15 protein-coding genes and 2 pseudogenes are annotated in these 16,354 nt (G+C 61.3%); 6 read left to right on the top strand and 11 right to left on the bottom strand.

Translation table 11 applies throughout. The annotated features are described in order from the left end of the window. Positions 1–228: 228 nt before the first annotated feature. From KZ772_RS15170 to thiC (KZ772_RS15145), 6 genes are all read right to left on the bottom strand, one after another. Positions 229–957 (bottom strand): metallophosphoesterase, encoded by a 729-nt coding sequence (locus KZ772_RS15170; protein WP_290537348.1) that lies wholly within the window; start codon positions 955–957, stop codon positions 229–231. Positions 958–1,126: 169 nt separating this feature from the next. After that, positions 1,127–1,588, bottom strand: a complete 462-nt coding sequence (locus KZ772_RS15165; RefSeq protein ID WP_290537347.1) for a DUF1249 domain-containing protein — start codon at positions 1,586–1,588, stop codon at positions 1,127–1,129. Next, on the bottom strand, positions 1,585–1,986 hold the full coding sequence (locus KZ772_RS15160; RefSeq protein ID WP_290537346.1) for an NUDIX domain-containing protein: 402 nt from the start codon (positions 1,984–1,986) through the stop codon (positions 1,585–1,587). The genes KZ772_RS15165 and KZ772_RS15160 overlap by 4 nt, the downstream gene beginning before the upstream one ends. After that, complete coding sequence (locus KZ772_RS15155; protein WP_290537345.1) at positions 1,886–2,152, bottom strand: hypothetical protein; 267 nt, start codon at positions 2,150–2,152, stop codon at positions 1,886–1,888. Before KZ772_RS15155 ends, KZ772_RS15160 begins: the two co-directional genes overlap by 101 nt. Beyond that, on the bottom strand, positions 2,149–2,778 hold the full coding sequence (locus tag KZ772_RS15150; RefSeq protein ID WP_290537336.1) for an NUDIX domain-containing protein: 630 nt from the start codon (positions 2,776–2,778) through the stop codon (positions 2,149–2,151). The genes KZ772_RS15155 and KZ772_RS15150 overlap by 4 nt, the downstream gene beginning before the upstream one ends. Next, complete coding sequence (gene thiC / locus KZ772_RS15145; protein ID WP_290537344.1) at positions 2,771–4,654, bottom strand: phosphomethylpyrimidine synthase ThiC; 1,884 nt, start codon at positions 4,652–4,654, stop codon at positions 2,771–2,773. The genes KZ772_RS15150 and thiC (KZ772_RS15145) overlap by 8 nt, the downstream gene beginning before the upstream one ends. Before the next feature lie 162 nt (positions 4,655–4,816). Here thiC (KZ772_RS15145) and KZ772_RS15140 point away from each other — a divergent pair, with 162 nt between their 5' ends. Beyond that, the gene (locus KZ772_RS15140; protein ID WP_290537343.1) at positions 4,817–6,154 is read left to right on the top strand and encodes a TolC family outer membrane protein; all 1,338 of its coding nucleotides are present in this window, start codon (positions 4,817–4,819) and stop codon (positions 6,152–6,154) included. A gap of 92 nt (positions 6,155–6,246) precedes the next feature. Here the strand turns inward: KZ772_RS15140 and thiC (KZ772_RS15135) are convergent. Next, a pseudogene (thiC, locus tag KZ772_RS15135) lies at positions 6,247–7,670 on the bottom strand (phosphomethylpyrimidine synthase ThiC); the annotation flags it as partial. Between the two features lie 715 nt (positions 7,671–8,385). On the opposite strand from thiC (KZ772_RS15135), the gene KZ772_RS15130 reads away from it, so the two are divergent. Next, positions 8,386–8,823 carry a hypothetical protein gene (locus KZ772_RS15130; protein WP_290537342.1) on the top strand — a complete coding sequence of 146 codons (438 nt, stop codon included), beginning with the start codon at positions 8,386–8,388 and terminating at the stop codon, positions 8,821–8,823. Between the two features lie 62 nt (positions 8,824–8,885). After that, positions 8,886–9,305 (top strand): TolC family protein, encoded by a 420-nt coding sequence (locus tag KZ772_RS15125; RefSeq protein WP_290537341.1) that lies wholly within the window; start codon positions 8,886–8,888, stop codon positions 9,303–9,305. 141 nt (positions 9,306–9,446) lie between these two features. On the opposite strand, the gene waaA is transcribed toward KZ772_RS15125, so the two are convergent. Next, positions 9,447–10,718, bottom strand: coding sequence for a lipid IV(A) 3-deoxy-D-manno-octulosonic acid transferase (waaA, locus tag KZ772_RS15120; protein WP_290537340.1), 1,272 nt, complete (start codon positions 10,716–10,718; stop codon positions 9,447–9,449). A 90-nt stretch (positions 10,719–10,808) separates the two neighbouring features. Between waaA and KZ772_RS15115 the strand changes: the two genes are divergently transcribed. From KZ772_RS15115 to KZ772_RS15105, 3 genes are all read left to right on the top strand, one after another. Next, positions 10,809–12,002 (top strand): FAD-dependent oxidoreductase, encoded by a 1,194-nt coding sequence (locus tag KZ772_RS15115; RefSeq protein ID WP_290537339.1) that lies wholly within the window; start codon positions 10,809–10,811, stop codon positions 12,000–12,002. Positions 12,003–12,112: 110 nt separating this feature from the next. Then, positions 12,113–12,901 (top strand): aldo/keto reductase, encoded by a 789-nt coding sequence (locus KZ772_RS15110; protein ID WP_290537338.1) that lies wholly within the window; start codon positions 12,113–12,115, stop codon positions 12,899–12,901. A gap of 16 nt (positions 12,902–12,917) precedes the next feature. Then, positions 12,918–13,253: a hypothetical protein gene (locus KZ772_RS15105; protein WP_290537337.1), complete on the top strand. Its 336-nt coding sequence runs from the start codon at positions 12,918–12,920 to the stop codon at positions 13,251–13,253. A 95-nt stretch (positions 13,254–13,348) separates the two neighbouring features. Here the strand turns inward: KZ772_RS15105 and KZ772_RS15100 are convergent. From KZ772_RS15100 to thiC (KZ772_RS15090), 3 genes and pseudogenes are all read right to left on the bottom strand, one after another. Then, positions 13,349–13,698: pseudogene (locus KZ772_RS15100) on the bottom strand (DUF1249 domain-containing protein). A 107-nt stretch (positions 13,699–13,805) separates the two neighbouring features. Next, entirely contained in the window at positions 13,806–14,435 is a 630-nt protein-coding gene (locus KZ772_RS15095) for an NUDIX domain-containing protein (protein ID WP_290537336.1), read from the bottom strand. Then, entirely contained in the window at positions 14,428–16,311 is a 1,884-nt protein-coding gene (gene thiC, locus KZ772_RS15090) for a phosphomethylpyrimidine synthase ThiC (protein WP_290537335.1), read from the bottom strand. The genes KZ772_RS15095 and thiC (KZ772_RS15090) overlap by 8 nt, the downstream gene beginning before the upstream one ends. Between the last annotated feature and the right edge of the window lie 43 nt (positions 16,312–16,354).

Genomic DNA, 16,354 nt, shown 5'->3' with positions numbered 1-16,354 from the left:
TAATGGCGCGTACCCGGGGGTGGCGGTCGATCAGGCAAAGAACTGTTCGGTTGTGGGTGTCAAGCCAGGCACACTCCATGGGAACCTGTTGAACAGTGAACAGTGCTAACAGTGAACAGTGAACAGTGAACAGTGAACAGTGAACAGTGAACAGTGACGATGCTGGCAGGCCCGGTTGTGGAGTCAAGCGGTTTCGCTGTTAACTATTCACTATTAACTGTTAACTGATCAGTAGCCCTTCACCGAGAAGTCCACCTCAAAGGTAATCCCCTCCACCCGACTCACGGCGGTGTCGATGCGACCGTCCGGGTGCAGGTCCAACCAACGGTAGCCGGGGTTGGCGTCGTCCACGGCGAAGTCTTCGCTTTTTGGTTTGAACTGCACGCAGGTGCTGGGCACTGCCAACAGGCGAACACCGTTGCGCTGCTCGTCGTATTCCTGGTGCACATGGCCCCAGATAATAGCGCGTACCCGGGGGTGACGGTCGATCACGGCAAAAAACTGTTCGGCGCTGCCTACCACCTGGGTGTCCAGCCAGGCACACTCCATGGGGACCGGGTGATGATGCAGACACACCATCAGATGCTCGCCATTTGCTGCTGCCAGGGCGTCATCCAGAAATTTCACCAGCACACAGGGACTCATACGCTCGCGATCGCAATTCAGGGCCTTCAGCATGGGGGCAGGCTTGTCGTGGTTGCCCTCCAGCCAGTACACCGGTGCGGTAAAGGATGACAGAGCCTCACCAAGCCGCTGATAGGACTCCAGGGAAGCATCCTGGGACAGATCCCCGGTGGCCAGAATCAGGTCCGGGTTGGGCTGCTCACGATGGATCAGCTCCAGCACTTTTTCCAGGCTGAACTGGGTATTCAGACCCAACAATTTGCCTTGTGTATCGGCAAACAGATGGCAGTCCGATAACTGCACTACTCGAAGGGGCTGCAACTGCTGCGTCAAGATCCCCGCTCCCGTCCTCGATTTATTATTCCCGTTTGGGAGGCACTGGATCCGCTCCCGAGTGTTCCCACAACACTCATGGATCACTTATAACCAAGATGATGGCACTTTTCTAGGAAAGACGTCCAAGATCAGGACATGGTTAGCAATTCTTTACAGCCGAAAGCCGTTAGTTATTGCCAGTTACCCGGCGACGCCAGTCGTTGCCCGCATCGCGGCCATGATCATGGACATGGCGCAGCCACTCGGCCAGAAAGCGGTTCCACTGCACTTTCTCGTCGCGCTGGTGCATATTCCGGTTGGGGTAGGTATAGCGGGCATTGACCCGCCGGAAGGGGCGCGCTTCGGTGACTTCCGCCAGGCGCGCATCGTGATACAGCCGCACGGTCAGCCGTGACGCCGGCAGCACATCCAGCAATTCCTGGTCTTCCAGGCGCACGGTAGTGGTGTAGGGGGAGCGCTCCAGCACCCGCAGTTGCAGGGTATGGGTGTGGTGGTTGTGACCCAGCTCCACGTCCATGCTGTCGCGGTCGCCCATGGCCTTCATCAGCGGCAACATGCGGGCGTAGTTTTCCTCGCACTGGCTCATCAGGGCACGGAAATCCAGACGGTAGCGGTCGCGGCGTTTCATGCCCCGTCCCAGGCCGCATCCAGCCGGTCGCGATGTAACAACAGCCACTGCAGGGCAATCAGCGACGCCGCGTTATCCACCAGCCCGGATTCCAGCAGCTCAGGGATATCGGCCACCGGTATGGTCACCGCGCGGATGTCCTCGCCCTCATCCGGGCAACCAAAGATGCCACCCGCGCCTGCCAGATCCGCCTGACCCACAAACACCTGCAGGCGCTCGTTGGTGCCGCCGGGGCTGGGCATGTAGGCGGCGATGGGCTCCATCTCGCCCAGGGTGATGCCCGCTTCTTCCATGGCTTCACGGCGGATCAGGTCGGCGGCGCTTTCCCCATCCTTGTCGGCAATGCCGGCAATCAGCTCCAGGCACCAGGGCGACTGCCGCCACTCCAGCGCGCCCACGCGGAACTGTTCCACCGGTATGGGTGTGATGGCTGTGGCCCAGCTCCACGTCCATGCTGTCGCGGTCGCCCATGGCCTTCATCAGCGGCAGCATGCGAGCGTAGTTTTCCTCGCACTGGCTCATCAGAGCCCGGAAATCCAGCCGGTAGCGATCGCGGCGTTTCATACTCCGTCCCAGGCTGCATCCAGCCGGTCGCGGTGCAACAGCAGCCACTGCAGAGCAATCAGGGACGCCGCGTTATCCACCAGCCCGGATTCCAGCAACTCAGGGATATCGGCCACCGGCACGGTCACCGCGCGGATATCCTCGCCCTCGTCCGGGCAACCGAAGATGCCGCCCGCCCCTGCCAGATCCGCCTGGCCCACAAACACCTGCAGGCGCTCGTTGGTGCCACCGGGGCTAGGCATGTAGGCGGCGATGGGCTCCATCTCGCCCAGGGTGATGCCCGCTTCTTCCATGGCTTCACGGCGAATCAGGTCGGCGGCACTTTCGCCGTCCTTGTCGGCAATGCCGGCAATCAGCTCCAGGCACCAGGGCGACTGCCGCCACTCCAGCGCGCCCACGCGGAACTGTTCCACCAGCAGAATCTCGCCACGGCGGGGATCGTAGGGCAGCACCGCCGCCGCCCGCGGGCGCACAAACAGCTCCCGGCGCACCGGTTTGCCCCAGCCACCGTTGTACTGCCGGTGACGCAGGGTCAGGGTATCGACACGAAAGAAGCCCTGGAACGGGGTGTCCCGTTCCAGCACTTCCACGTCATCGGGGCCGAACAGCGGCTTCAGATCACTCATTGGCTTCATGATAAAGGGCGCTGCCCTTTTCACGGAACTCCCGGGATTTCTCTTCCATGCCCGCTTCCGCGTCCGCCTGCGCCACCTGTTCCCTGCCATCGCCGTAGATCTCACGGACTTCCTGGCTGATCTTCATGGAGCAGAACTTGGGCCCGCACATGGAACAGAAATGCGCCACCTTGTGGGCCTGCTTGGGCAGGGTTTCATCGTGGAATTCCCGGGCACGATCCGGATCCAGACCCAGATTGAACTGGTCTTCCCAGCGGAACTCGAAACGCGCCTTGGACAGGGCGTTGTCGCGCAGCTGGGCGCCCGGATGGCCCTTGGCCAGATCCGACGCATGGGCGGCGATCTTGTAGGTGATGATGCCTTCCTTCACGTCTTCCCGGTTGGGCAGGCCCAGGTGCTCCTTGGGCGTCACGTAGCAAAGCATGGCGGTGCCGTACCAGCCGATCATGGCGGCGCCGATGGCGCTGGAAATGTGATCGTAGCCGGGGGAGATATCGATGGTCAGCGGCCCCAGGGTATAGAACGGCGCTTCGCCACAGTGCTTCAGCTGCTCGTCCATGTTGGCCTTGATCATGTGCATGGGCACATGGCCGGGGCCTTCGATCATCACCTGCACGTCGTGCTCCCAGGCGATCTTGGTGAGCTCGCCCAGGGTGCGCAGTTCGCTGAACTGGGCCTCGTCGTTGGCATCGGCAATGGAGCCGGGACGCAGGCCATCGCCGAGACTGAAGGTCACATCATAGGCCTTCATGATCTCGCAGATGTCTTCAAAATGGGTGTAGAGGAAGCTCTCTTTATGGTGCGCCAGACACCACTTGGCCATGATGGAACCGCCACGGGACACGATGCCGGTGACCCGGTTGGCGGTCATCGGCACATAGCGCAGCAGCACCCCGGCGTGGATGGTGAAGTAGCTCACCCCCTGCTCGGCCTGCTCGATCAGGGTGTCACGGAAGATTTCCCAGGTCAGGTCTTCGGCCACGCCATTGACCTTTTCCAGCGCCTGGTAAATCGGCACGGTGCCAATGGGTACCGGCGAGTTACGCAGGATCCACTCGCGGGTTTCGTGAATATTGTCGCCGGTGGACAGGTCCATCACCGTATCGCCGCCCCAGCGGGTGGCCCAGGTCATCTTGGACACTTCTTCCTCAATGGAAGAGGTCACCGCCGAGTTGCCGATGTTGGCGTTGATCTTGGTGAGGAAGTTACGGCCGATGATCATCGGCTCGATTTCCGGGTGGTTGATGTTCACCGGAATCACCGCCCGGCCCCGGGCCACTTCGTCACGGACAAATTCCGGGGTGATTTCCGCCGGGATGCTGGCACCAAAATCCTGCCCCGGATGCTGATCCATGGGCAGCCCCGCTTCCCGGTGTTCACGCAACCGCTGGTTCTCGCGGATGGCGATAAATTCCATTTCCGGGGTGATGATGCCCTGGCGGGCATAGTGCATCTGGGTCACATTTTTGCCAGCTTTGGCACGACGCGGAACGCGGGTGTGCTGGAAGCGCAACCCGGCCGTTTTCAGGTCATTGGCGCGTTTGCGCCCGTAAACACTGGTCAAACCGTCCAGTTGCTCGGTATCATCCCGTTCTTGAATCCAGTTCATGCGAATCGGCGCCAGCCCCTGACGCACATCGATGGTCACATCCGGGTCGGTATAGGGGCCGGAGGTATCGTAGACAGTGACGGGCGGGTTATCCTCGAACTTTCCGTCTGCCAGCGGGGTCGGACTCTGGCGAATTTCCCGCATCGGGACACGAATGTCCGGGCGCGAGCCGGTGACATAAATTTTTTGCGAACCGGCGATAGGCTGGCAGGATTCATCAATGGTATTAGCGGTGACGGGGCGCTGATCGTCTGGCACGTCGGCCTCCAGAATACATGGGAAAAGACAGGAATGGCGGACACTATACGCCAGCGCCCAACAGCCGAACAACCGCGGAACTGGCCCAAACAGGCGGTGTTAATTTTCTGTACTTGCCAGTACCATAATGATTAACCAGACACACAAAAAGAGTGCACCAGAATGAAGCGTAGCCCGGCAACGCCCCTAGTTCTTCTTCTTACCTCACTGGCCAGTGCCGTTCAGGCCGCTGACCTTACTGAAGTCGCCAACGCCGCCTGGGATTACGACGGTACCTGGCGCGCCGACCGCCAGACCTGGGAAGCGGATCAGGAAACGCTGGTACAGGGGCGGGCCGCGCTGCTGCCGACCATCGATGCCAGCCACCGCTATTCGGAAATCAACCAAACCTACGAATCGACGGGTGACCTGGAGATAGACGGTAGATCTCGTTCCACCTCGGTGACGCTAACGCAACCGCTGTTCCGCCTGGATGCCTTCTACGGCTACAAGGAAGCCAAGTCGCTGACCTCCGTAGCCCAGGCCGAGTTCTACCAGTCCCGCCAGGATTTCGTGCTGCGCGTGGCGCAGGGCTACTTCGGCGTGCTGCGCGCCTGGGACACCCTGGTGTCCGCCCAGGCCGAGGAGAAGGCGATCAGCCGGCAGCTGGAACAATCCCAGGAACGTTTCGACGTGGGCCTGGTGGCCAGCACCGATGTGGAAGAAGCGCGCGCCGCCTACGACCTGGCCCGGGTGAACCTGATCGTCGCCGAGCAGGAATTCGATATCGCCCGCGACCAGTTAGAAACACTCACTGGTCGTAAATGGGAGACGCTGGCGGAGTTGCGCGACAATCTGCCGATGGAGGGGCCGCAACCGTCAAAAATGAATGCCTGGATCGATAAGGCCGCGTACCAGAATCCGCAGATTCTCGCCGCCCGCTACAGCGCCAAAGCAGCGGGTTTTACGGCCGACCGACAACTGGGGGCCATGCTTCCAAAGGTTCAATTGTTCGCTGAGTATCAGCACAACCACAATACCGATCCAAGCGTCTCGGGAGGCGATCCCGGCAATCCACTCACGCAATTCTACTCGACGCAACCGGACACTAATTCAAAGACTATCGGCATTGAAGTAACCGTGCCGCTGTTCCGCGGTGGCGGCCTCAACAGCCAGCGCAAGCAGGCGGCCCTGCTCGCCGACGCCGCCGGCCAGCGGTACCAGCAGACGATCCGCGACGTCAGCCAGCAGACGCGCACCTTCTACCGCACCGTGGAAGCCGACGCCCTGCGCGTGGACGCGCGCCGCCAGGCGATCCGCTCCACCCGCTCGGCCCTGGAAGCCACCCAGTCCGGCTACGAAGTGGGCACCCGTAACGTGGTCGACGTGCTCAACGCCCAACAGGCGCTGTTCGCCGCCGAGCGCGACTATGCCAACGCCCGTTACGACTACATCATCAACTCCCTGACCCTGAAATCCACCATGCTCGTACCCAATCGGTCCCCGGGCGAGAGCCGGTAAGCGGATTTAAACCGGCGATCAAGTCAGTCTCACAGCTGGGTTTGGTGAACTCTGATCGTCCAGTTGCCAGATACCTCCGGTCATCGGGCCAGGGTCACATAGCAGAGCATGGCGGTGCCGTACCAGCCGATCATGGCGGCGCCGATGGCGCTGGAAATATGATCGTAGCCGGGGGAGATATCGATGGTCAGCGGCCCCAGGGTATAGAACGGCGCTTCGCCACAGTGCTTGAGCTGCTCGTCCATGTTGGCCTTGATCATGTGCATGGGCACATGGCCGGGGCCTTCGATCATTACCTGTACGTCGTGCTCCCAGGCGATCTTGGTGAGCTCACCCAGGGTGCGCAGTTCGCTGAACTGGGCCTCGTCGTTGGCATCGGCAATGGAGCCGGGACGCAGGCCATCGCCGAGACTGAAGGTCACATCATAGGCCTTCATGATCTCGCAGATGTCTTCAAAATGGGTGTAGAGGAAGCTCTCTTTATGGTGCGCCAGACACCACTTGGCCATGATGGAACCGCCACGGGACACGATGCCGGTGACCCGGTTGGCGGTCATCGGCACATAGCGCAGCAGCACCCCGGCGTGGATGGTGAAGTAGCTCACCCCCTGCTCGGCCTGCTCGATCAGGGTGTCACGGAAGATTTCCCAGGTCAGGTCTTCGGCCACGCCATTGACCTTTTCCAGCGCCTGGTAAATCGGCACGGTGCCAATGGGTACCGGCGAGTTACGCAGGATCCACTCGCGGGTTTCGTGAATATTGTCGCCGGTGGACAGGTCCATCACCGTATCGCCGCCCCAGCGGGTGGCCCAGGTCATCTTGGACACTTCTTCCTCAATGGAAGAGTCACCGCCGAGTTACCGATGTTGGCATTGATCTTGGTGAGGAAGTTACGGCCGATGATCATCGGCTCGATTTCCGGGTGGTTGATATTCACCGGAATCACCGCCCGGCCCCGGGCCACTTCGTCACGGACAAATTCCGGGGTGATTTCCGCCGGGATGCTGGCACCAAAATCCTGCCCCGGATGCTGATCCATGGGCAGCCCCGCTTCCCGGTGTTCACGCAACCGCTGGTTCTCGCGGATGGCGATAAATTCCATTTCCGGGGTGATGATGCCCTGGCGGGCATAGTGCATCTGGGTCACATTTTTGCCAGCTTTGGCACGACGCGGAACGCGGGTGTGCTGGAAGCGCAACCCGGCCGTTTTCAGGTCATTGGCGCGTTTGCGCCCGTAAACACTGGTCAAACCGTCCAGTTGCTCGGTATCATCCCGTTCTTGAATCCAGTTCATGCGAATCGGCGCCAGCCCCTGACGCACATCGATGGTCACATCCGGGTCGGTATAGGGGCCGGAGGTATCGTAGACAGTGACGGGCGGGTTATCCTCGAACTTTCCGTCTGCCAGCGGGGTCGGACTCTGGCGAATTTCCCGCATCGGGACACGAATGTCCGGGCGCGAGCCGGTGACATAAATTTTTTGCGAACCGGCGATAGGCTGGCAGGATTCATCAATGGTATTAGCGGTGACGGGGCGCTGATCGTCTGGCACGTCGGCCTCCAGAATACATGGGAAAAGACAGGAATGGCGGACACTATACGCCAGCGCCCATCAGCCAAACAACCGCGGAACTGGTGTGAACAGGCCGTGTCAATTTTCTGTACCAGCCAGTACCATAATGATTAACCAGACACACAAAAGAGTGCACCAGAATGAAGCGCAGCCCAACAACGCCCCTCGTTCTTCATGCTGACCTCACTGGCCAGTGCCGTCCACGCCGCTGATCTGGTGGAAGTCGCCAACGCCGCCTGGGCTTACGACGGCACCTGGCGGGCCGCCCCAGAGCTGGGACGCGGATCAGCAACTGCTGGTACAGGGCCGAGCCGCGCTGCTTTCCCACCATCGATGCCAGCCACCGCTATTCGGAAATCAGACCAAACTTGAATCGACTGGGACCTGTCAGACGGTAGATTTCGGCACTCGTTCCACCACGGTGCAACTAACGCAGCCGCTGTTCCGCCTTGATGCCTTCTACGGCTACAAGGAAGCCAAGTCGCTGACCTCGATATTGTAGCCAGGCCGAGTTCTAACAGTCCCGCCAGGATTTCGTGCTGCGCGTGGCGCAGGGCTACTTCGGCGTGCTGCGCGCCTGGGACACCCTGGTGTCCGCCCAGGCCGAAGAGAAAAAGGCGATCAGCCGGCAGCTGGAACAACCCAGGAACGTTTCGACGTGGGCCTGGTGGCCAGCACCGATGTGGAAGAAGCGCGCGCCGCCTACGACCTGGCCCGGGTGAACCTGATCGTCGCCGAGCAGGAATATGATATCGCCCGCGACCAGCTAGAAACGCTCACTGGTCGTAAATGGGAAACGCTGGCGGAGTTGCGCGACAATCTGCCGATGGAGGGCCCGCAACCGTCAAACATGAATGCCTGGATCGATAAGGCCGCGTACCAGAATCCGCAGATTCTGGCCGCCCGCTACAGCGCCAAAGAGCGGGTTTTACGGCCGACCGACAACTGGGGGCCATGCTTCCAAAGGTTCAATTGTTCGCTGAGTATCAGCACAACCACAATACCGATCAAGCGTCTCGGGAGGCGATCCCGGCAATCCACTCACGGCAATTCTACTCGACGCAACCGGACACTAATTCAAACAGATCGGCATTGAAGTAACCGTGCCGCTGTTCCGCGGTGGCGGCCTCAACAGCCAGCGCAAGGAGGCCGCCCTGCGTGCCGACGCCGCCGGCCAGCGGTACCAGCAGGCCCGATCCGCGACGTCAGCCAGCAGACGCGCGCAGTGCCTACCGCACCGTGGAAGCCGACGCCCTGCGCGTGGACGCGCGCCGCCAGGCGATCCGCTCCACCCGCTCGGCCCTGGAAGCCACCCAGTCCGGCTACGAAGTGGGCACCCGTAACGTGGTCGACGTGCTCAACGCCCAACAGGCGCTGTTCGCCGCCGAGCGCGACTATGCCAACGCCCGTTACGACTACATCATCAACTCCCTGACCCTGAAATCCACCACCGGCGACCTGCAGCAGGGCGACCTGGCGGCCATCAACCAGTGGCTGTCTGACACCAACACCCTGAACATCTACCAGCCGGACCTGGAAGGCCGCAGCGACGCGCTGGTGCCGGATACACGATACTGAAAAGGGCAGTGAATAGTTAACAGTGAACAGTTAATAGTTGCGCGTGTAAGCGTAATACTGCTCTGAAAGCCAAGAGGCCGCGCCCATACATTGGGCGCGGCCTCTTGCGTTTAATGCTGTAAAAGTCCTTTCGCGTCGCTGTTAACTATTCACTGTTAACTGTTCACTAATCAGTCGAAGTCCCTTCTCCAACGCCCCACGATTGGCATCCACCACCGCTGCGGCGGCCTGCCCCTGACTCTGGCATCGTTCCGGGTGGCGGAACAGGCTCTGCAGGGCAATGGCCAGGGCATCCGCATTGTCCACCAGGGTCAGGGCACCGGCGTCATCCAGAAGATTGGAGATGGCGGTAAAGTTGTGCAGGTGCGGGCCGGTGAGCACCGGCTTTCCCCAACCGGCGGGCTCCAGCAGATTGTGGCCACCCACCGGCACCAGGGAACCGCCCACAAAGGCCACGTCCGCGACCCCGAACAACATCAACAACTCGCCCATGGTATCGGCCAGGTAAACCTGGGTGTCGGCCGCGACAGCCTCCTGCTTGCTGCGCCGGGCCAGGCCAAGCCCCCGCTGGCGAACCAGCTGGGCCACGCTGTCGAACCGCTCCGGGTGGCGGGGCACCAGCATCAGCAGGGTCTGCGGTGCCGTTTCCAGTAGAGCCTTGTGCGCTGCCAGCACCGGTTCGTCTTCACCGGGATGGGTACTGGCGGCGATCCACACCGGACGCTCGCCAATAGCGGCACGTAAATCCCCTGCCGCCTGCCGCACGGTGTGGTCCAGGCTCATGTCGAACTTCACACTGCCGATGGCATGCACCCGCTCCGGCCAGGCACCCAGGGCGATATAACGCTCCCGTTCCACCGGGGTCTGCACCGCCAGGGCATCGAAGCGCGCCATCATCGGCCGCACCAGGCGGGGAAGCTTGCTGTAGCCCCGATAGCTTTTCTCCGACAAGCGCCCGTTCATCAGCATCAGTTTGGCACCGTGACGTTTCACCGCCGCACACAGGTTTGGCCACAGTTCGGTTTCCAGCACAATCACCGTTTTCGGATCAAAGGCTCGCAGGAAACGGTTCAAGGCAGTTGGCAACTCCCAGGGGCAATAGACATGGGTCACCCGGTCTCCGAACAGGGCTTTCACCCGCTCCGAGCCGGTGGGCGTGGTAGTCGTCACCAGCAGCGGCGTATCCGGGTAATCCGCCAGCAACCGCTCGATCATCGGCACCGCCGCCAGGGTTTCCCCCACCGATACCGCGTGCACCCAGATGCTGTTGTTCAGTGTGCCGGGGCGATACCCCCAGGCCATGCGTTCCTTCCAGCGCTGGCGATAGGCCGGCGCCTGCCGACCGCGCAGCCACAGGCGCAGGAACAGAAAGGGAAGGAGCAAATACCAGAGGGCAGAATAAAAGATTCGCATAGGGCTTCTTGTGTCGGACGTCGGACGCCGGACGTCTGACGCCCGACGCGTCTATGCTAGCATAGCGGCAACTTTCTCCGATGGTGAGCCATGAGTAACTCCCCTCTGAAACCCGACATCCTGATCTTCGGCGGCGGCATTGCCGGCCTGTGGCTGATCAACCGGCTCCACGCCGCCGGTTACCAGTGCCTGCTGCTGGAAACCGGCACCCTGGGCGGCGACCAGACCCTGGCCAGCCAGGGCATCATTCACGGCGGCCTCAAGTATGCCCTCGGCGGCAACCTGTCCAGCGAATCGGAATCCATCGCCGCCATGCCGGACCGCTGGCGTGCCGCCATGGCCGGCGACGACCCGGTGGACCTGCGTCAACTGCAGGTGCTCAGCGATACCCAGCACATGTGGTCCAGTGGCTCGGTGGCCTCGCGAATGACCAACTTCTTCGCCAGCAAGATGCTGCGCGGGCGCATCGAAAAACTGAAGCGGGACCACTTCCCTTCCGCTCTGGCGGACAAGGCCTTCAAGGGCAATGTCTACAAGCTGGATGATCTGGTCATCAACACCGAATCACTCATCGACACCCTGGCCGCGCCGGTGCGTGAACGCCTGCTGGCCTTCGATATGGAACGCGATTCTCTGGAATGGGGAGAGCAAGGGCTGAAGGCGGTGACCATCAATGGCCAGCGTATCGAACCGGCCCTGACCATCCTGTCCGCCGGCAATGGCAACCCGGCACTGCTGGACGGCGCCCACCAGGCCCGCCTGCTGCCAGAGGAACACAGCCAGCTGCGGCCACTGAAAATGCTGCTGGTGAAACACGATCTGGGCCACCGCCTCTATGCTCACTGTGTTGGCACCAGCAACAAACCGGTACTCACCGTCACCACCCACGACTGCCCGGACGGCAAGGTGGTCTGGTATCTGGGCGGCGACCTGGCGGAACGGGGCGTGGAGCGCAGCGATGAAGAACAACTGACTGCTGGCCGCGACGAACTGAAACACCTGTTTCCCTGGCTCGATTTCAGCCAGGCCCAATTCGCCGTGCTCAACGTAACCCGCGCCGAGCCAAAACAGCAGGCCCTGGTAAAACCGGACAACGCCTACGCGCATCGCGATCAAAACCTGATCGTCGCCTGGCCCACCAAACTCACCCTGGCTCCGGATCTGGGCGACAGAGTGATGGCGTTGGTGAAAGAGAGCGGACTGGAACCGGGGGCACCGCTAACGGTGCCAGCAGCGCTGGAACAAGCGCCCATGGGCGTGCCGTACTGGCACCGCTGTTTTTGATCCCCCTGTAGGAGCGCCGCTTGAGGCGCGAACCTACTTGCGACGGCTTTCCCAAGTACAATTCGCGCCTCAAGCGGCGCTCCTACAGCGAGAATGATTCAGGAGTCTTCATGGCTTTCATGCGCCCGTTGGGCAACACAGGCTTAACCGTCAGCGCTCTCGGTCTGGGCACGGTAAAAATCGGTCGCGACAAGGGGGTGAAATACCCCGGCGCCTTTACCATTCCCGATGACAAGGCCGTCGTAGAGCTGATCGCCCAGGCCCGGGATCTGGGCCTGAACCTGATCGACACCGCACCGGCCTATGGCCGCAGCGAAGAACGTCTGGGACAACTGCTCCGCGATCGCCAACACTGGGTCATCGTTACCAAGGTGGGCGAGGAATTCGATAACGACAGCGGCGACAGCCACTTCGATTTCTCCCCGGCACATGTGCGCACCTCGGTGGAGCGCAGCCTCAAGCGACTCAATACCGACTACCTGGATTGTGTGCTGGTGCATTCCGACGGCAACGATCTGGACGTCCTCAAGATGGGCACCCTGGACGCCCTGAACGATCTGAAGAAGGCCGGCCTGATCCGCGCCACCGGCATGTCCAGCAAGACCGTGGCCGGCGGCATCGACACCCTCAACCAGGCAGACGTGGCCATGGTCACCTACAACCTGGCCCATGATGAAGAGCTACCGGTGATCGAACACGCCGCCGCCAGAAACAAGGGCATCCTGATCAAGAAGGCCTTTGCCAGCGGTCATCTGTGCAGCGAAGGGCAAGACCCGGTGCAGGAAAGCATGAACAGGATCCTTGGCACCCCCGGCGTCGGCAGTATCATTGCCGGCACCATCAACCCGCAACACCTGCGGGAGAACGTGGAAAAAGCACGCCGCGCCTGCGGCGAATAACAAAAAAGGAAACACTATGCGCAGCTTGCTCAGCATCGCGCTGTTATTACTGGCCTCAGCCGGCCAGGCCGACAAGGTCTATCTTCTGGAAAACGCACCCAGCGGCTGCCAGGCAGGGGACACCGTCACCATCGAATCCGGTGGCAAACTCCAGGGGCTACTGTTCAGTGACGCCTGGATCGAAAACAATGCCAAAAAGAAACTGTTCAAGGCCATCAAACACGCCGACGGCAACCGGGCAGTCTTGAAAGACCGGCGCGTGTTTCTGATGGATAACCACCATCGCGGCATTCAGCGCATCAAGCTGGAGGCATGGACGTGGCGCTGTGAAGATGCAGTTAACAGTGAATAGTTAATAGTGAACAGCGGAAAACCATCGCATCCCCTTAGGGAGCCTCTGGATAACTCCTTGCGTACTCAGCGTGGCCTGAAGGGTGCAGCTAGCCGTTAGTTATTGCCAGTTACCCGGCGACGCCAGTCGTTGCCCGCATCGCGGCCATGATCATGGACATGGCGCAGCCACTCGGCCAGAAAGCGGTTCCACTGCACTTTCTCGTCGCGCTGGTGCATATTCCGGTTGGGGTAGGTATAGCGGGCATTGACCCGCCGGAAGGGCGCGCTTCGGTGACTTCCGCCAGGCGCGCATCGTGATACAGCCGCACGGTCAGCCGTGACGCCGGCAGCACATCCAGCAATTCCTGGTCTTCCAGGCGCACGGTGGTGGTGTAGGGGGAGCGCTCCAGCACCCGCAGTTGCAGGGTATGGGTGTGATGGCTGTGGCCCAGCTCCACGTCCATGCTGTCGCGGTCGCCCATGGCCTTCATCAGCGGCAGCATGCGAGCGTAGTTTTCCTCGCACTGGCTCATCAGAGCCCGGAAATCCAGCCGGTAGCGATCGCGGCGTTTCATACTCCGTCCCAGGCTGCATCCAGCCGGTCGCGGTGCAACAGCAGCCACTGCAGAGCAATCAGGGACGCCGCGTTATCCACCAGCCCGGATTCCAGCAACTCAGGGATATCGGCCACCGGCACGGTCACCGCGCGGATATCCTCGCCCTCGTCCGGGCAACCGAAGATGCCGCCCGCCCCTGCCAGATCCGCCTGGCCCACAAACACCTGCAGGCGCTCGTTGGTGCCACCGGGGCTAGGCATGTAGGCGGCGATGGGCTCCATCTCGCCCAGGGTGATGCCCGCTTCTTCCATGGCTTCACGGCGAATCAGGTCGGCGGCACTTTCGCCGTCCTTGTCGGCAATGCCGGCAATCAGCTCCAGGCACCAGGGCGACTGCCGCCACTCCAGCGCGCCCACGCGGAACTGTTCCACCAGCAGAATCTCGCCACGGCGGGGATCGTAGGGCAGCACCGCCGCCGCCCGCGGGCGCACAAACAGCTCCCGGCGCACCGGTTTGCCCCAGCCACCGTTGTACTGCCGGTGACGCAGGGTCAGGGTATCGACACGAAAGAAGCCCTGGAACGGGGTGTCCCGTTCCAGCACTTCCACGTCATCGGGGCCGAACAGCGGCTTCAGATCACTCATTGGCTTCATGATAAAGGGCGCTGCCCTTTTCACGGAACTCCCGGGATTTCTCTTCCATGCCCGCTTCCGCGTCCGCCTGCGCCACCTGTTCCCTGCCATCGCCGTAGATCTCACGGACTTCCTGGCTGATCTTCATGGAGCAGAACTTGGGCCCGCACATGGAACAGAAATGCGCCACCTTGTGGGCCTGCTTGGGCAGGGTTTCATCGTGGAATTCCCGGGCACGATCCGGATCCAGACCCAGATTGAACTGGTCTTCCCAGCGGAACTCGAAACGCGCCTTGGACAGGGCGTTGTCGCGCAGCTGGGCGCCCGGATGGCCCTTGGCCAGATCCGACGCATGGGCGGCGATCTTGTAGGTGATGATGCCTTCCTTCACGTCTTCCCGGTTGGGCAGGCCCAGGTGCTCCTTGGGCGTCACGTAGCAAAGCATGGCGGTGCCGTACCAGCCGATCATGGCGGCGCCGATGGCGCTGGAAATGTGATCGTAGCCGGGGGAGATATCGATGGTCAGCGGCCCCAGGGTATAGAACGGCGCTTCGCCACAGTGCTTCAGCTGCTCGTCCATGTTGGCCTTGATCATGTGCATGGGCACATGGCCGGGGCCTTCGATCATCACCTGCACGTCGTGCTCCCAGGCGATCTTGGTGAGCTCGCCCAGGGTGCGCAGTTCGCTGAACTGGGCCTCGTCGTTGGCATCGGCAATGGAGCCGGGACGCAGGCCATCGCCGAGACTGAAGGTCACATCATAGGCCTTCATGATCTCGCAGATGTCTTCAAAATGGGTGTAGAGGAAGCTCTCTTTATGGTGCGCCAGACACCACTTGGCCATGATGGAACCGCCACGGGACACGATGCCGGTGACCCGGTTGGCGGTCATCGGCACATAGCGCAGCAGCACCCCGGCGTGGATGGTGAAGTAGCTCACCCCCTGCTCGGCCTGCTCGATCAGGGTGTCACGGAAGATTTCCCAGGTCAGGTCTTCGGCCACGCCATTGACCTTTTCCAGCGCCTGGTAAATCGGCACGGTGCCAATGGGTACCGGCGAGTTACGCAGGATCCACTCGCGGGTTTCGTGAATATTGTCGCCGGTGGACAGGTCCATCACCGTATCGCCGCCCCAGCGGGTGGCCCAGGTCATCTTGGACACTTCTTCCTCAATGGAAGAGGTCACCGCCGAGTTGCCGATGTTGGCGTTGATCTTGGTGAGGAAGTTACGGCCGATGATCATCGGCTCGATTTCCGGGTGGTTGATGTTCACCGGAATCACCGCCCGGCCTCGGGCCACTTCGTCACGGACAAATTCCGGGGTGATTTCCGCCGGGATGCTGGCACCAAAATCCTGCCCCGGATGCTGATCCATGGGCAGCCCCGCTTCCCGGTGTTCACGCAACCGCTGGTTCTCGCGGATGGCGATAAATTCCATTTCCGGGGTGATGATGCCCTGGCGGGCATAGTGCATCTGGGTCACATTTTTGCCAGCTTTGGCACGACGCGGAACGCGGGTGTGCTGGAAGCGCAACCCGGCCGTTTTCAGGTCATTGGCGCGTTTGCGCCCGTAAACACTGGTCAAACCGTCCAGTTGCTCGGTATCATCCCGTTCTTGAATCCAGTTCATGCGGATCGGCGCCAGTCCCTGACGCACATCGATAGTCACATCCGGGTCGGTATAGGGGCCGGAGGTATCGTAGACAGTGACGGGCGGGTTATCCTCGAACTTTCCGTCTGCCAGCGGGGTCGGACTCTGGCGAATTTCACGCATCGGGACACGAATGTCCGGGCGCGAGCCGGTGACATAAATTTTATGCGAACCGGCGATAGGCTGGCAGGATTCATCAATGGTATTAGCGGTGACGGGGCGCTGATCGTCTGGCACGTCGGCCTCCAGAATACATGGGAAAAGACAGGAATGGCGGACA

Source organism: Alcanivorax sp., assembly GCF_019431375.1.
Lineage (GTDB): Bacteria > Pseudomonadota > Gammaproteobacteria > Pseudomonadales > Alcanivoracaceae > Alcanivorax > Alcanivorax jadensis_A.
This window is presented reverse-complemented; position numbering and strand designations above follow the sequence as displayed.

Bases quoted from the DNA above. Each gene is read 5' to 3' on its own strand.
- KZ772_RS15165 (WP_290537347.1), bottom strand. From the start codon at position 1,588: ATGAAACGCCGCGACCGCTACCGTCTGGATTTCCGTGCCCTGATGAGC.
- KZ772_RS15155 (WP_290537345.1), bottom strand. From the start codon at position 2,152: ATGAAACGCCGCGATCGCTACCGGCTGGATTTCCGGGCTCTGATGAGC.
- KZ772_RS15150 (WP_290537336.1), bottom strand. From the start codon at position 2,778: ATGAGTGATCTGAAGCCGCTGTTCGGCCCCGATGACGTGGAAGTGCTG.
- KZ772_RS15140 (WP_290537343.1), top strand. From the start codon at position 4,817: ATGAAGCGTAGCCCGGCAACGCCCCTAGTTCTTCTTCTTACCTCACTG.
- waaA (WP_290537340.1), bottom strand. From the start codon at position 10,718: ATGCGAATCTTTTATTCTGCCCTCTGGTATTTGCTCCTTCCCTTTCTG.
- KZ772_RS15115 (WP_290537339.1), top strand. From the start codon at position 10,809: ATGAGTAACTCCCCTCTGAAACCCGACATCCTGATCTTCGGCGGCGGC.
- KZ772_RS15110 (WP_290537338.1), top strand. From the start codon at position 12,113: ATGGCTTTCATGCGCCCGTTGGGCAACACAGGCTTAACCGTCAGCGCT.
- KZ772_RS15105 (WP_290537337.1), top strand. From the start codon at position 12,918: ATGCGCAGCTTGCTCAGCATCGCGCTGTTATTACTGGCCTCAGCCGGC.
- KZ772_RS15095 (WP_290537336.1), bottom strand. From the start codon at position 14,435: ATGAGTGATCTGAAGCCGCTGTTCGGCCCCGATGACGTGGAAGTGCTG.